The following is a 228-nucleotide window of genomic DNA, read 5'->3' on the forward strand; positions in this document are numbered from 1 at the left end:
CGGAAAAAGAATGCTATAATGAAAACTAGACGTTTAATATCGTTCGGCTTTTTAAACTTAAATCGAAGCCGGAGCGACCGTATGAAAAATTAGCGAATCAAAGGGGGCGCGATGCATATGGAAATGAAACGCATTAACGAAAATACGATTCGCGTGCTGCTCAATAATGAAGATCTAAATGAGCGCGGTATTACCGTACTTGATTTGCTGAATCATAATCAACAGATT

The 228-nt window shown here is 38.6% G+C and carries 1 protein-coding gene; it reads left to right on the forward strand.

Translation table 11 applies throughout. The features are described 5' to 3' along the window. Positions 1–123: 123 nt before the first annotated feature. On the forward strand, positions 124–228 hold a 105-nt coding region (locus tag LI126_RS16575; protein ID WP_227165758.1), incomplete at its 3' end, for an adaptor protein MecA.

The organism is Mediterraneibacter sp. 210702-DFI.5.30 (assembly GCF_020560115.1).
Lineage (GTDB): Bacteria > Bacillota > Clostridia > Lachnospirales > Lachnospiraceae > Mediterraneibacter > Mediterraneibacter faecis.